The organism is Streptomyces sp. NPDC002701 (assembly GCF_042889045.1).
Taxonomy (GTDB): domain Bacteria; phylum Actinomycetota; class Actinomycetes; order Streptomycetales; family Streptomycetaceae; genus Streptomyces.
Genome location: NZ_JBIAQL010000010.1, coordinates 136,399 through 150,588, shown reverse-complemented (window position 1 = coordinate 150,588; position 14,190 = coordinate 136,399). Strand labels below are relative to the sequence as shown.

Annotated in this window: 14 protein-coding genes; 12 read left to right on the top strand and 2 right to left on the bottom strand. The window is 71.4% G+C overall.

From position 1 onward, the window contains the following. Positions 1 to 180: 180 nt before the first annotated feature. The 8 genes from ACFYXC_RS25415 to ACFYXC_RS25380 all read left to right on the top strand — a co-directional run bounded on the left by ACFYXC_RS25415 (position 181) and on the right by ACFYXC_RS25380 (position 7,432). A complete protein-coding gene (locus ACFYXC_RS25415) occupies positions 181 to 813 on the top strand; it encodes a TetR/AcrR family transcriptional regulator (protein ID WP_388921326.1) in 633 nt (210 codons plus the stop codon). A 227-nt stretch (positions 814 to 1,040) separates the two neighbouring features. After that, complete coding sequence (locus tag ACFYXC_RS25410; RefSeq protein ID WP_388921603.1) at positions 1,041 to 1,343, top strand: urease subunit gamma; 303 nt, start codon at positions 1,041 to 1,043, stop codon at positions 1,341 to 1,343. Positions 1,344 to 1,359: 16 nt separating this feature from the next. Next, positions 1,360 to 1,671 carry an urease subunit beta gene (locus ACFYXC_RS25405; RefSeq protein WP_389554159.1) on the top strand — a complete coding sequence of 104 codons (312 nt, stop codon included), beginning with the start codon at positions 1,360 to 1,362 and terminating at the stop codon, positions 1,669 to 1,671. Continuing rightward, positions 1,664 to 3,385, top strand: a complete 1,722-nt coding sequence (locus tag ACFYXC_RS25400; RefSeq protein ID WP_388921332.1) for an urease subunit alpha — start codon at positions 1,664 to 1,666, stop codon at positions 3,383 to 3,385. Before ACFYXC_RS25405 ends, ACFYXC_RS25400 begins: the two co-directional genes overlap by 8 nt. Positions 3,386 to 3,399: 14 nt before the next feature. Further along, positions 3,400 to 4,074, top strand: a complete 675-nt coding sequence (locus tag ACFYXC_RS25395) for an urease accessory protein UreF (protein WP_389554158.1) — start codon at positions 3,400 to 3,402, stop codon at positions 4,072 to 4,074. Positions 4,075 to 4,223: 149 nt separating this feature from the next. Next, entirely contained in the window at positions 4,224 to 4,907 is a 684-nt protein-coding gene (gene ureG, locus ACFYXC_RS25390; RefSeq protein WP_389554157.1) for an urease accessory protein UreG, read from the top strand. Then, entirely contained in the window at positions 4,904 to 5,668 is a 765-nt protein-coding gene (locus ACFYXC_RS25385) for an urease accessory protein UreD (protein ID WP_389554156.1), read from the top strand. Before ureG ends, ACFYXC_RS25385 begins: the two co-directional genes overlap by 4 nt. Positions 5,669 to 5,836: 168 nt before the next feature. After that, complete coding sequence (locus ACFYXC_RS25380) at positions 5,837 to 7,432, top strand: alpha/beta hydrolase (RefSeq protein WP_389554155.1); 1,596 nt, start codon at positions 5,837 to 5,839, stop codon at positions 7,430 to 7,432. Positions 7,433 to 7,563: 131 nt separating this feature from the next. On the opposite strand, the gene ACFYXC_RS25375 is transcribed toward ACFYXC_RS25380, so the two are convergent. Both ACFYXC_RS25375 and ACFYXC_RS25370 read right to left on the bottom strand, forming a co-directional pair. Further along, complete coding sequence (locus ACFYXC_RS25375; protein WP_389554154.1) at positions 7,564 to 8,295, bottom strand: lysophospholipid acyltransferase family protein; 732 nt, start codon at positions 8,293 to 8,295, stop codon at positions 7,564 to 7,566. A gap of 256 nt (positions 8,296 to 8,551) precedes the next feature. After that, positions 8,552 to 9,745 carry an aromatic acid exporter family protein gene (locus ACFYXC_RS25370; RefSeq protein WP_389554153.1) on the bottom strand — a complete coding sequence of 398 codons (1,194 nt, stop codon included), beginning with the start codon at positions 9,743 to 9,745 and terminating at the stop codon, positions 8,552 to 8,554. Positions 9,746 to 9,921: 176 nt separating this feature from the next. Here ACFYXC_RS25370 and ACFYXC_RS25365 point away from each other — a divergent pair, with 176 nt between their 5' ends. The 4 genes from ACFYXC_RS25365 (at position 9,922) to ACFYXC_RS25350 (ending at position 14,148) form a co-directional block, all read left to right on the top strand. Further along, positions 9,922 to 11,106: an alcohol dehydrogenase catalytic domain-containing protein gene (locus ACFYXC_RS25365; protein ID WP_389554152.1), complete on the top strand. Its 1,185-nt coding sequence runs from the start codon at positions 9,922 to 9,924 to the stop codon at positions 11,104 to 11,106. Between the two features lie 35 nt (positions 11,107 to 11,141). Then, complete coding sequence (locus tag ACFYXC_RS25360) at positions 11,142 to 11,309, top strand: hypothetical protein (RefSeq protein WP_389554151.1); 168 nt, start codon at positions 11,142 to 11,144, stop codon at positions 11,307 to 11,309. A 205-nt stretch (positions 11,310 to 11,514) separates the two neighbouring features. Continuing rightward, the gene (locus ACFYXC_RS25355; protein ID WP_389554150.1) at positions 11,515 to 13,785 is read left to right on the top strand and encodes a catalase; all 2,271 of its coding nucleotides are present in this window, start codon (positions 11,515 to 11,517) and stop codon (positions 13,783 to 13,785) included. 129 nt (positions 13,786 to 13,914) lie between these two features. Next, positions 13,915 to 14,148, top strand: a complete 234-nt coding sequence (locus ACFYXC_RS25350; protein ID WP_388921362.1) for a hypothetical protein — start codon at positions 13,915 to 13,917, stop codon at positions 14,146 to 14,148. Positions 14,149 to 14,190 lie beyond the last annotated feature (42 nt).

Here is a 14,190-nt window from a genome sequence, read left to right as displayed (position 1 = left end):
TGGTGCTCGGGCTTTCGGCCGGTGCCGTGTGGGCCCGGTCGGACCGGTGCGGTGTGGGTGTGCGCGCGGCGTGTCCGGCGCGCTCACTCAAAAAGAAGGATCGTTCGTTTTAGTTGCAGGGCTACTGTCCTGCCGGTAACGGAGCTTGTCAAGAAGGAATGTTCGTTTTAGTTTCGACGCATGGCTCGCGTATCGCAGGAACACCTGGACGCCCGGCGCCGCCAGATTCTGGACGGCGCCGCCCGCTGCTTCGCCCGGAACGGCTTCCACGCCACGTCGATGCAGGACGTGCTGAAGGAGGTGAACCTCTCCGCGGGGGCGGTCTACCGCTACTTCAGTGGTAAGGACGAGCTGATCGCCGCCATCGTCACGGAGGTGCTCGGGGAGATCCGCGAAGCCTTCGAGGACGCCGCCCGGCACACGCCACCGCCGATGCCCGACGTGCTCGTGGGGCGGGTCATGACCCAGGTGCTGGGGCTCGGGGGCGAGGCGAAGCACGGTCTGCGCTGGGACGGAGAGGAATCCTTCCCCCGGCTGATGATCCAGGTCTGGACGGAGACCCTCCGCGACGGTGAGCTGTCCGCGGTGCTGCGTGAGGGGTTCGGCACCGTGCGCGAGGCGTGGGTGCGGATCGTCGAGGGGTATCAGGAGGCCGGGGTGATGCGGGCGGACGTCCCCGCCGAGCATGTCGCGCGGACGCTGATCGCCGCGGCGCAGGGGTTCGCCGCGCAGCAGGCGCTGTTCGGGACCGCGCCGGTGGAGGTGTTGCAGGACGGGCTGCGCGCCCTGATGAGTGTGGAGGCTCCCCGGTAGTTGCTCCGCCGGGTCCCCGGAGGGCGGAGGGTCGGGGGCGGGTGTGAGTGACGTCGGCTGCGGGGCGCGTGTGGCTGGTCGCGCAGTTCTCCGCGCCCCTCAGAGGGCCGGCGGCATGGATTCCCGTGGTTCCGGTGGGGCGGTTAACGTGATGGAAACGCTGCGGAACTAGCCTGCAGCACCGTGTCACCAGGGGTTTCGCGCGTGAGGACTGTGAGGTGGACGCCGTGCAACTGACGCCGCACGAGCAGGAGAGACTGCTCATCCATGTGGCCGCCGATGTGGCGGAGAAACGCCGGGCCCGGGGTCTGAGACTGAACCACCCCGAGTCCGTCGCCCTGATCACCTCGCACATCCTCGAAGGAGCCCGGGACGGCCGAACCGTCGCCGAGCTGATGGCCTCCGGACGCACGGTCCTCACCCGTGAGGACGTCATGGAGGGCATCCCCGAGATGATCCACGACGTGCAGGTCGAGGCCACGTTCCCCGACGGCACCAAGCTCGTCACCGTCCACGACCCGATCGTCTGACGGGGGAGCGGCAGCCATGATCCCCGGAGAGATCCTGTTCGCCGACGGGCCCGTCGCCTTCAACGAAGGTCTCGCCGTCACCCGGCTCACCGTCCTCAACGCCGCCGACCGGCCCGTCCAGGTCGGCTCCCACTACCACTTCGCCGAGGCCAACCCGGGTCTCCGCTTCGACCGCGCCGCCGCCCGCGGCAAGCGGCTGAACGTCGCCGCCGGCACCGCCGTGCGCTTCGAGCCCGGCATCCCCGTCGAGGTCGAACTCGTCCCGATCGCCGGCGCCCGGTTCGTACCGGGCCTGCGCGGCGAGACCGGAGGGGCCCTCGATGCCTGAGATCTCGCGTGCCGCGTACGCGGACCTGTTCGGCCCCACCACCGGCGACCGCATCAGGCTCGCCGACACCGACCTCCTGATCGAGGTCGAGGAGGACCGTTCCGGCGGCCCCGGCCGCGCCGGTGACGAGGCCGTGTTCGGAGGCGGAAAGGTCATCCGCGAGTCCATGGGCCAGGCCCGCGCCACGCGCGCCGACGGCACCCCGGACACGGTCGTCACGGGTGCCGTGATCGTCGACCACTGGGGGATCGTCAAGGCCGACGTCGGCATCCGCGACGGCCGGATCACCGGCATCGGCAAGGCCGGCAACCCCGACACCATGGACGGGGTGCACCCGGACCTGGTGATCGGCCCGGAGACCGAGATCATCGCCGGCAACGGGCGGATCCTGACGGCCGGTGCCATCGACGCCCACGTGCACTTCATCTGCCCGCAGATCGCGGACGAGGCCCTCGCCTCGGGCATCACCACGCTCGTCGGCGGCGGCACCGGCCCCGCCGAGGGGTCCAAGGCCACCACCGTCACACCGGGCCCCTGGCATCTCGCCCGGATGCTGGCGGCGATGGAGGCGTACCCGCTCAACATCGGGCTGCTGGGGAAGGGCAACACCGTCTCCGAGGAGGCGATGCTGTCGCAGCTGCGCGGTGGCGCGCTCGGTCTCAAGCTCCACGAGGACTGGGGCTCCACGCCCGCCGTCATCGACGCCGCGCTCACCGTCGCGGACCGGACCGGCGTCCAGATCGCCATCCACACGGACACCCTCAACGAGGCCGGGTTCGTGGCCGACACGCTCGCCGCCATCGCGGGGCGCACGATCCACGCGTACCACACGGAGGGCGCCGGAGGCGGGCACGCGCCGGACATCATGACCGTGGTGTCCGAGGCGCACGTGCTGCCCAGCTCGACCAACCCGACCCGGCCCTACACCGTCAACACCGCCGAGGAACACCTCGACATGCTGATGGTCTGCCACCACCTGAACGCCGCCGTGCCCGAGGACCTCGCCTTCGCGGAGTCCCGGATCCGGCCCACCACCATCGGGGCCGAGGACATCCTGCACGACCTCGGCGCCATCTCGATCATCTCCTCCGACTCGCAGGCGATGGGGCGTGTCGGCGAGGTCGTCATGCGGACCTGGCAGACCGCGCACGTCATGAAGCGGCGCCGGGGAGCGCTGCCGGGGGACGGTCGCGCGGACAACCGCCGGGTACGTCGCTATGTCGCCAAGTACACGATCAACCCCGCCGTCGCGCAGGGCCTCGCCCGCGAGATCGGCTCCGTCGAGACGGGCAAGCTCGCCGACCTGGTGCTGTGGGAACCCGCCTTCTTCGGGGTGAAGCCGCACCTCGTCGTCAAGGGCGGGCAGATCGCGTACGCGCAGATGGGCGACGCCAACGCGTCCATCCCCACCCCGCAGCCGATCCTTCCCCGGCCGATGTTCGGGGCGATCGGCCGGGCCCCCGCGGCCAACTCCTTCAACTTCGTGGCGCCCCTCGCCGTCGAGGACGGGCTGCCGGAGCGGCTGGGGCTCGGGAAGCGGTTCGTGCCGATCGAGTCGACGCGCGGGGTGACCAAGGCGGACATGCGGGAGAACGACGCGCGGCCGGAGGTACGGGTCGATCCCGACAGCTTCGCCGTCACCATCGACGGGGAGCTGGTGGAGGCCACTCCCGCGGCCGAACTGCCCATGGCCCAGCGGTATTTCCTGTTCTGATTCTGAGGTTCGTCATGTCGCGTGCTGCGTTGCTCGTCCTGGCCGACGGCCGGTTCCCCGCCGGAGGGCATGCCCACTCCGGCGGGGCCGAGGCGGCGGTCAAGGCCGGCCGGATCACCGGGGCGGCGGACCTGGAGGAGTTCTGCAGGGGCCGGCTGCACACGGCCGGACTCGTGTCGGCCTCGCTCGCCGCGGCGGCCGCCCTCGGCGTCGATCCGGTGGAACTGGACGGTGCCGCGGACGCCCGTACGCCGTCCCTCGCCCTGCGGGTGGCCGCACGCAGGCTCGGGCGGCAGTTGGTGCGGGCCGCGCGGGCCACCTGGCCCTCGCCCGAACTCGACGCGCTGGCCGCGGAGTTCCCCAAGGGGGCCCATCAGCCTGTCGTCCTCGGCCTGACGGCCCGGGCCGCGGGGCTCGGGGCTCAGGACGCGGCGTACTGCGCCGCGTACGAGGGTGTCAGTGGGCCGGCGACGGCTGTGGTGCGGTTGCTGAGTCTTGATCCCTTCGATGCGAGTGGGGTGTTGGCGCGGCTGAGTCCTGAGGTCGACCGGGTGGTGGAGCGGGCCGTCGGGGCCGCGCGGTGTGTGGGGGCGCGGGGGGTGGGGGTGCTGCCCGCGGGGTCCGCTCCGCTGCTGGAGGTCGGGGCGGAGGCGCATGCGGGGTGGGGGGTGCGGTTGTTCGCTTCGTAGGGTTCCTCGCCCCCGCCGCCCCTACCCGACCCGTCCCCGGGGGCTGCCGCCCCCGGACCCCCGCCATCGCGCCGGCGCGCTCGTCCTCAAACGCCGGACGGGCTGACAAGACGACAGAGCACACAGCGCACGAGGAGTTGGAGCCGGGTATGCATCTCGATCACCACCACACCCACGACGGACCCTCCGCCGTCAGTGCCGATGCCCGGCGGGCCGACGGGCGGCGGCGGGCTCTGCGGATCGGGCTCGGGGGGCCCGTCGGATCCGGGAAGACCGCTACCGTGGCCGCGCTCTGCCGGGCGCTGCGCGACGAGTGGTCGCTGGCCGTGGTCACCAATGACATCTATACGCGCGAGGACGCCGAGTTCCTGTTGCGTGAGGCGGTGCTGCCGCCCGAGCGGATCACCGCCGTCGAGACCGGGGCATGCCCGCACACGGCGATCCGGGACGACATCTCCGCGAACCTCGAAGCGGTCGAGGACCTGGAGGACGAGGTCGGGCCGCTGGATCTGATCCTCGTCGAGTCGGGGGGCGACAACCTGACGGCGACCTTCTCCAAGGGGCTCGTCGACGCGCAGATCTTCGTGATCGACGTGGCGGGCGGGGACGACATCCCCCGTAAGGGCGGGCCCGGCGTCACCACCGCCGACCTGCTCGTGGTCAACAAGACGGACCTGGCGCCCCACGTCGGTTCGGACCTCGCGCGGATGGCCGCCGACGCGAAGGCGCAGCGGTCGGCGCTGCCGGTCGTGTTCCAGTCGTTGCGGGGCGACGGCGGGGTCGGGGACGTCGCCGCCTGGGTACGGGGGCAGCTCGCGGCGTGGGCGGCATGACGGGCGGAGCGGTCGGAGTTCGGGCCACCGCGCGGATCGATGCCCGCGGGGACGGCCGGGGCCGCACCGTGCTCCCCACCCTGCGGGGCGAGGGCCCGCTCGCCCCGCGCCGGACCCGGGCCGGCGGTTCCGAGGCCAGGGTCCTGCTGGTCGGCGCGATGAGCGGGCCCCTGGGCGGCGACCACTTCACCGTGACGGCCGACGTGGCCGAAGGGGCACGCCTGCACGTCGGATCGGCCGCGGCCACCATCGCGCTGCCGGGACAGGCCGCGGGGGAGGCGCGGTACGACGTACGGCTCAAAGTTGCCGCCGACGCCGAACTGTGCTGGCTGCCAGAGCAGTTGATCTCCGCGAAGGGGAGTGATCTGCGCCTCACGACACATGTCGATCTCGTGGCGGGCGCCTGGCTGACGCTGCGCGAGGAACAGGTCCTCGGGCGGGCCGGCGAAGAGCCGGGGAGGCTCACCAGCCGGCTCACCGTCCTGCTCGACGGGCGGCCCCTGCTCGACCAGGAGCTCGCCTGCGGTCCCGGGGCGCCGGGCGGATGGGATGGGCCCGCCGTGCTCGCCGGGCATCGCGCGCTGGGTCAGCTGCTCGTCGTACGGCCGGAGTACGCGTGGCAGCCGGTCGAGCCGCGGCTGCTGGGGGAGTACGCCGCACTCACCCCGCTCGCGGGGCCCGGCGCCCTGGTGACCGCCCTCGCCCCCGACGCGCTGCGGCTGCGCCGCACCCTCGACGAGGCCCTGCACTTTCTCGGATGACGTACGGCGGAGAGGAACAGCACCGCTCAACGGACAGAGATGTTCCGGTTATCGGATTGGCAAAGAAGGTAGTTCGCCCCTGTTCTCAGGGACCTCACAGCCGAAAGGATCCCCCGTATCGACCACGACGTCAGCACACGACAGCAGGGGGAGACTCTCTTGAGAGGTATGAGAAGGGTGACGGCGTTCGGCTCGGCCGGAGCGCTTGTCACCGCGACGCTGATAGCCGGTGCCGTCGCGGCCCCGACGGCCAGCGCGGACATCCGTCAGGGACGGCACGGCCAGCACGGCCAGGACGCTCAGGCCCGCGGTGCCGAGCTCGCTGCGGCCCGCGCGGCCAAGGCCGGCATCGACTGGGCGGACTGTCCGGCCGACTGGGGGATCGCCAAGCCCGTCCAGTGCGGGTGGGTCACCGTGCCGCTCGACTACGCGAAGCCCAACGGCAAGAAGATCAAGATCGCCGTGGACCGCATCGGCAGCACGGGCACCAAGGCGGAGCGCCAGGGTGCCCTGGTCTACAACCCGGGCGGCCCCGGCGGCTCCGGGCTGCGCTTCCCGCTGCGGGTCACCACCAAGAACCCGCTCTGGGTGAAGACGTCCAAGGCGTACGACTTCGTGGGCTTCGACCCGCGCGGTGTCGGCCACTCGGCGCCCATCTCCTGCGCCGACCCGCAGGAGTTCGTCAAGGCCCCCAAGCCGGACCCGGTGCCGGACTCCGAGGCCGACAAGCGCGTCCAGCGGAAGCTGGCCGCCGAGTACGCGGCCGGCTGCGCCGAGCGCAGCGGCGCGATGCTGCCGCACATGACGACCCCGAACACCGTGCGCGACCTCGACGTCATCCGGGCCGCGCTCGGCGAGAAGAAGCTCAACTTCCTCGGTGTCTCGTACGGCACGTACATCGCCGCCGTCTACGGCACGATGTACCCGACGCACGTGCGCCGCATGGTCGCGGACAGTGTGGTCAACCCGTCGCGCGAGAAGATCTGGTACGAGGCCAACCTCGACCAGGACGTCGCCTTCGAGACGCGCTGGAAGGACTGGCAGGACTGGGTCGCCCGGAACGACGCGGCCTTCCACCTCGGCGACACGCGGGCCGAGGTCCAGGCCCAGTGGCTGCAACTGCGCGCCACCGCCAAGAAGAACCCCATCGGCGGAGTCGTCGGCCCGGCCGAGCTCATCGGCTTCTTCCAGAGCGCGCCGTACTACGACTCGTCGTGGGTGCCGGTCGCGACCGTCTTCAGCAAGTACGTCGCCGGTGACACCCAGGCGCTCGTCGACGCGGCCGCGCCGGACCTCTCCGACACCGCGGGCAACATCGCCTCGGAGAACGGCAACGCCGTCTACACGGCCGTCGAGTGCACCGACGCCAAGTGGCCCACCAGCTGGAAGAAGTGGGACCGCGACAACAGCAGGCTGCACAAGAACTACCCGTTCATGACCTGGGCCAACGCCTGGCTGAACCTGCCGTGCGCGACCTGGCCCGCCAAGCAGCAGACCCCGGTGGACGTACGGACAGGCAAGGGCCTGCCGCCCGTCCTGATCGTGCAGTCCACGCGTGACGCGGCCACCCCGTACGGGGGCGCCGTCGAGCTGCACAAGCGCTTCAAGGGCTCCCGGCTGATCACCGAGAGGGACGCCGGCTCGCACGGCGTGACGGGGCTGACCAACCCGTGCGTCAACGAGAAGGTGGACACCTACCTGCTCACCGGCAAGGTCGGGGCGGCAGACGTGACGTGCGCGCCGCACGCCACGCCCAAGCCGTAGCGCGACCCGGCACATTCAGTGGAGGGGGCGGCCGTCGACCGGCCGCCCCCTCCCGTGTCCCGCTCCTCAGACGTCCCGGCCCGCGAGCCGGACGGCCTCGGCCGCCTGGTCGAACCGGGCGGCCGTGGGCGTCAGCGCTGCGGCAGGCGCGGGAACCTGCGGCCCTTCGCCAGGGCGGCCTTCTCCGCGGCCTCCGCCGCCTTCACGTCCGAGGCGTACCGGTCCACGTACTCCTGCTCGGAGAGGGTGAGGATCGCGTACATGATCTCGTCGGTGATGGCGCGCAGGATCGCCTTCTCGTTCTCCATGCCGGCATAGCGGGAGAAGTCGAGGGGCTCCCCGAAGCGGATCGACACGGGGTGGACCTTCGGGATCTTGCGGCCCGGGGGCTGGGCCTCGAAGGTGCCGATCATCGCGCACGGGATGACGGGCACCTCGGCCCTGAGCGCCATCACCGCGACGCCGACCTTGCCCTTGTAGAGGCGGCCGTCGTGCGAGCGGGTGCCCTCCGGGTAGATGCCGAGCAGCTCGTCCTTGCTCAGCACACCCAGACCCTCACGGATGGCGGCCTTGCCCGCCTCCTTGCCGGAGCGGTCCACCGGGATCTGCCCGACGCTGCGGAAGAAGAACGCGGTCAGCCGGCCCTTGATGCCGGGGCCCGTGAAGTACTCGGCCTTGGCGAGGAACGTGATGCGCCGTTTGAGGATCGCCGGCATCAGGAAGTGGTCCGCGAACGAGAGGTGATTGCCCGCGACGATGGCCGCCCCCGTCGCCGGTACGTGCTCCAGCCCCTGGATCCGGGGCCGGAAGACCAGCCGCAACAGCGGTCCCAAAAGCACGTACTTGAGAACGTAATAGAACAACGGGTCGCTCCTCGCTTCGCCGGATCGGCTCAACCGCCGCGTTCTAGCTGGTCAAGAGGTGTGCTGCGGGACGCCAGTGTATGTCCAGGCGTCGGCCCCTGTAACCGCCCCCGATCGGACTCATGCTGACCCGGTGGCATCGTCCTGCACCACCCGCCGGCCCGGCGGGTGGCTCGTTCCCGCCCGCCTCGCCCGTCCCGCCCGCCCCGGCCGTCTTCGGCTGCTCCCGGCCCGCGGCCCGGGAGGAGCCGGACGCTCAGCCGTGGCTCGGCTGCCGCTCGTCCCGCGAGGCGCCACCGTCGTGCGAGACGCCACCGCCCCGCGAGGCGTCGCCGTCCTGTGAGGGGTCACCGTCGTGCGAGGCGTCGCCGTCCCACGCGTCGACCAGCGCGGACAGGTCGTCCAGCAGCCGCTGGGTGTCCGCCGTCAGACCGCCCAGCGCGGGCGCGGCCTGCAGACCGCTGACCGCGAGCGCCGCGGCCAGCCGGTGATGGGCCGCGACCGCCGTGTCCAGGGCTCGGCGGCGCTCGTCGGCCGCGTCGTCCCGCGAGGACAGGACGTCACCGGACGCCCGCAGCAGCGGCGACAGGATGCCCGGCACGGAGTCCGGCAGCGACACGGCCTCCGACAGCGAGCGCGTGATCGCCCGTATGTGCTCGGTGATCCGGTCCCAGGTGAAGTCCCAGTCGGCGGGCGGCGGCGCGCTCGCCGAACGGCGCAGCCTGCGCCCCGGGTTGTAGCGGTAGCTCTCGTCCGACCAACTGCGCGCGGTCCGCAGTTCCGTCACCACGTCGGCCAGCCGCACGGCCCCGTCGTACCAGTCGCGGGCCCGCTCCTCGTCGTACGACGTCTCGATACCGTCGGCGACCCGGTGCAGCAGGTCGGCGCAGTCCTGCGGCAGCCGGCGGCGCACATGGTGGACCTGACGGGAGTGGACCGGCGGCAGGACGAGGGCGTTCACGGCGATGCCGATGACCGCGCCCAGCAGGGTCTCCAGGAGCCGGTGCAGGATGTCGAACCCGCTGTACGAGCCCTGGACGAGGACGAACAGCGCGGCCGTCGGCGCGTAGAGGCCCTGGTTGCCGAGCCGTGCGTAGTTGCCGAGCAGCACGGCGAGGGGGAGGGCCAGCGCCATCGCGGCCATCGTGTGGTGGGTCAGCACGAGGGCGCCGGCGGCGAGCAGGGTGCCGGTGAGGACCACCACCACCTGCTGCAGGGCCGACAGCAGGGAGCGGTAGACGGTGCTCTGCACCAGGAACAGCGCGGTCCACGGCGCCAGGAGCGCCATCGGCGCGTTCCACCACCAGCCGGCCAGCGCCCAGGCCAGCAGGGCGGCACCCGCCGCCTTGAGGGACTGGACCGCGGTGTCGCGCTCCGGCCCGGCCTCCGTGACGCACCTGCGCACCGAACGCCCGACGGAGACGGCCTCCCGGGTGAGGGCATGCCACAAGTGATGCTTCCTTCCGTTCGATCCTGGTGGGCGCCCCCTCGGGCACCCTTCGGGCGCCGGGTACCCGGCGCCCGAAGATCGGAACGGACGCTTTCCCTGTACCGGCGAGTGTCGGAAACCGAAGAAAGGGGACTCGGGCGGCGGAAGTGAACCACGATCGCTGGAGGAGTCCCACCATGCGTGCACTGACCTGGCAGGGGAAACGTGATGTCCGCGTGGAGACCGTCCCCGATCCGCGGATCGAGAAGCCCGACGACATCATCGTCAGGATCACGACGACCGGACTCTGTGGTTCCGACCTCCACCTGTACGAACTCTTCGGCCCCTTCATCGACCCCGGCGACATCCTCGGTCACGAGCCGATGGGCATCGTGGAGGAAGTGGGACCCGACGTCACCGCCCTGGCCCCCGGCGACCGGGTGGTCATCCCCTTCAACGTCTCCTGCCGCGACTGCTACATGTGCGACCAAGGGCTGCACTCGCAGTGCGAGACGACCCAGGTGCGCGAACGCAACAGCGGCGCCTCCCTGTTCGGATACACCAAGCTGTACGGGCAGGTACCGGGCGGACAGGCGGAGTTCCTGCGGGTGCCGTTCGGCAACAAACTCCCCATCAAGGTCCCCGAGGGGCCGGCCGACGACCGCTACGTCTACCTCTCCGACGTCCTGCCCACCGCGTGGCAGGCGGTGGACTACGCGGCGATTCCCCCCGGCGGCAGCGTCACCGTGCTGGGTCTCGGACCGATCGGTGACATGGCGACCCGGATCGCCCGGCACCGCGGCGCCGGTCTCGTCATCGGCGTGGACCTGGTCAAGGAGCGCCTCATGCGCGCCAGCGCCCACGGAGTCACCTGCTTCGACGCCCGCATGAACGGAAAGGACCTGGCGGACGCCATCAGGGACCTCACCGACGGGCGCGGGACCGACGCCGTCATCGACGCCGTCGGCATGGAGGCGCACGGCACACCGTTCGCCAAGGCGGCCCAGTGGGTCACCGGCCTGCTGCCCGACGCGGTGGCGCAGCCGCTGATGGAGAAGGCGGGAATCGACAGGCTGGGAGCCCTGTACGCCGGCATCGAACTCGTCCGCCGCGGCGGCACGCTCTCCATCTCCGGTGTCTACGGCGGAGCGGTCAGCCCGATGCCGCTCCTGACGATGTTCGACAAGCAGATCCAGGTGCGCCAGGGCCAGGCCAACGTGTGGCGCTGGGTGGACGACATCCTGCCGCTGCTCACGGACGAGGACCCGCTCGGCGTGGACACGTTCAAGACGCACACCATGCCGCTGGAGGACGCGCCGAAGGCGTACGCGATGTTCCAGGCCAAGGAGGACGGAATGGTCAAGACCCTCCTGAAGCCGTGACGACGACCGCCCGAGCAGTGACGAGAGGAGCAGCGATGACGCAGGAAGCCACCCCGTCCCAGGCGGAGGGAGACCGGGACGACGAGGCCGCGGGCCCGTCCGGCGACGAGCAGACCGGTCAGCGACCGGTGCGGCAGACCACGCCCTCCCAGGCCGAGGGCGACCGGGACGACGCCGATGACCAGGCCGACGGTCAGGTCTGACGAACGACGGAGGTGTCCGAGCATGTCCGATCCACGGCGGCCGGAGCACCCCTGACGGACCGGCCGCGGATCCGGTGGGACCCGGATCCGCGGCCTTCCCCCAAGCGGCGGTAAAAGGCTGAGAAATGCTGAAAACCGCTGGTGGGTGATGGTTCGCTCCGGGCGTCGGGGGTACCCAGCCGGTCCCCTGACGCTTGGAGACGCGATGACTGAGAAGAACCCGTTGAAGGCCGTGGCGGCGAAGGCCGCCGACGCCCTGCGCGGGGAGGGCCCGGCGGACGGCGTGCCCGGCAAGCCCGGTGTGCGGACACCGCCGGTCGACGAGCCGACCGCCCCCGAGCCGCCGCTGCCGCCGAAGGCCGACCAGGGCGCGCCCGCGTACGTCGGCCCCACCGGACGGCCGACGGGCGCGGACCCGGACGTACGGGCCCAGGGAGAGGCATATCTGACCACGGCCCAGGGCGCCCGGCTCCCCGACACCGACCACTCCCTCAAGGCCGGCGCCCGCGGTCCGGTGCTCCTCCAGGACCACCACCTGCGGGAGAAGATCACCCACTTCGACCACGAGCGCATCCCGGAGCGGGTCGTGCACGCCCGTGGCGCCGCCGCACACGGGATCTTCCAGGGGTACGGCACCGCCGCGAAGGTCACCAAGGCCGCCTTCCTCCAGGACGGGGTCGAGACACCGGTGTTCGTGCGGTTCTCGACCGTCCTCGGTTCGCGCGGGTCGGCGGACACGGTCCGCGACACCCGGGGCTTCGCGACGAAGTTCTACACCTCCGAGGGCACCTTCGACCTGGTCGGCAACAACATCCCGGTCTTCTTCATCCAGGACGCCATCAAGTTCCCGGACGTCATCCACGCCGGAAAGCCGCACCCGGACCGCGAGATCCCGCAGGCTCAGAGCGCCCACGACACCTTCTGGGACTTCGTGACCCTGCACACCGAGGCCACCCACCACACGCTGTGGAACATGTCGGACCGGGGCATCCCGCGCTCCTACCGGACGATGGAGGGCTTCGGCGTCCACACCTTCCGGCTCGTGAACGCCGAGGGCGGCACCACGCTGGTCAAGTTCCACTGGAAGCCGAAGCTCGGCGTGCACTCCCAGACGTGGGAGGAGGCGCAGATCACCGGCGGCGTCGACCCCGACTTCCACCGCCGCGACCTGTACGACGCCATCGAGGCCGGCGCGTACCCGCAGTGGGAACTCGGCGTCCAGGTCTTCCCGGACACCCCCGAGCAGACCTTCGAGGGCATCGACCTGCTGGACGCGACGAAGATCGTCCCGGAGGAGCTGGCGCCCGTCCAGCCGATCGGGCTGCTCACCCTGAACGCCAATCCCACCAACTTCTTCGCCGAGACCGAGCAGGTCGCCTTCCACGTCGGCCACCTCGTCCCCGGTATCGACGTCACCGACGACCCGCTGCTCGCCGGCCGGCTCTTCTCCTACCTGGACACGCAGATCAGCAGGCTGGGCGGGCCGAACTTCGCGCAGCTCCCGATCAACCGCCCGCACGCCCCCGTCAACGACATGCTGCGGGACGGCATGCACCAGACGGCCGTGCACACCGGCACCGCGCCCTACAAGCCCAACTCGCTCGACGGGGGCTGCCCGTTCCTGGCGGGGGCGGACACCGGCGCGTACATCGAGACGCCGGTGGAGGTTCCGCGCGCGCACAAGGTGCGTGAGGCGCCGGTCTCGTTCGCGGACCATTTCAGCCAGCCCCGGCTGTTCTGGCTCAGCATGACGCCGGTGGAGCGCGAGCACATCGTCTCCGCCTACACCTTCGAGCTGAACAAGTGCTACGAGCAGACGATCAAGGAGCGGGCGCTGCAGGTGCTCGCCAACATCGACTCCGAGCTGTGCGAGCAGGTGGCCGTCGGGCTCGGGCTGCCCGCGCCGCAGCCGACCGTGCCGCTCGGGTCGGTCGAGCCGAGCCCCGCGCTCTCCCAGATCGGCGGGACCTGGCCGCTGGACGGCCGGATCATCGGCATCGTCGCCGACGAGCACGCCGACCTCGACGGGGTCCGCACGGTCCGTGAGGCGGTTCTGGGCGCCGGCATGGTGCCGCTGGTGATCGGGCCCGTCGGCGGGAAGCTCGACGCGGAGGGCGAGCCGGTGCAGGTGCAGCGCACCTTCGCCACCGCCCGCTCGGTGGAGTTCGACGCGATCCTGGTGGCGGGGGTCCCCGGACCGGGCAAGGACGCCTTCGGGGCGCGGGACGCCAAGGCCGGGGACGCCGGGCTCGACGGGGTCGCCGACCCGCGGATCTCGCTGCTGCTGACCGAGGCGTTCCGGCACGGCAAGGCCATCGGGGGATGGGCCGGGGCCGACGCGGTGCTCTCCGGGGCGGGGATCCCCGCCGACGCCGCGGGCGTGGTGACCGCGGACAGCGGCTCGGGCGCCCTGGAGCAGATCACGTCCCTCATGGGCGAGCACCGGGTCTGGCACCGCTTCGGTACGGCACTGTGACCCGTCCGCCCGACAGCCGTGTACGGTCCGCCCGCCCGGGTACCCGTCGGCTGCTCCACACGGGTGCCGCACGGGTCTTCTCGCCGCGGCCACCCGGTTCGGCACGACAGGATTCCGAGGAGGTTCACCATGACCAGTGACACGGAGGCCGGTGGAACCACGGGTACACCGGACAAGGACTACAACCTGATCTGGTACGTCGAGGCATGTCTGAGCAACGCCCTTCGGCTCGAGTCCTACATCCAGGACGCCGAGCGCGAGAAGGACACCGAGGTCGCGGACCTGTTCCGCAAGGCGCAGGCCGACAGCCGTAAGGGTGCGGAGCTGGGGAAGCGGTTGCTGCGCAGCCGCCTGGACGGCTGAGCGGCGGTTTCGACGGTCCGGTCCCGGCGGCCAGGGCGGGTG